Raw genomic sequence first — 438 nt, forward strand, 5'->3', positions numbered from 1 at the left:
CCCCGGCCGCGCGCGACGATCGTCACCACCAGATCCTTGCTGTGCAGCACCGCAGGCTGCTCGCCCACCGGCTCGCCCAGGTTGTCCACCTCGACGGACAGCAGGCAGGCATCGCCCCGCTCGACGGCTACCACCGGCGCGGGCGGGTCGGCGGGCACCGCGAGAGCGGCTTCGTCCGCAGGGTGGGCATAGGGCGTCTCGGCCACGGAGGGCAAGGCGGCGACCGGCTGTGATGCCGCCTCGATCGCCTGCTGCTCGCGCTCCTGGCGTTCGCGCGTGTAGAGGTCGTAGGCCGCGAGCACGGGCTCGGTGGGGCCGAACTGCTCCATGCGCCCCCCCTTGAGCCACATGGCCGCATCGCACAGGTGGCGGATGTGGTAGGGGCTGTGCGAGCAGAACAGGATGGTGCACCCGCTATTGCGGAACGCCATGATGCGC

The 438-nt window shown here is 71.5% G+C and carries 1 protein-coding gene; it reads right to left on the minus strand.

Features of this window, described 5'->3' with window-relative positions:
- A partial coding sequence (locus ERX27_RS11185; protein WP_208001788.1) for a hypothetical protein occupies positions 1–329 on the minus strand: 329 nt, incomplete at its 3' end.
- Positions 330–438: the final 109 nt, after the last annotated feature.

The sequence above is a fragment of the Macrococcus brunensis genome (assembly GCF_004359615.1).
Lineage (GTDB): Bacteria > Bacillota > Bacilli > Staphylococcales > Staphylococcaceae > Macrococcus > Macrococcus brunensis.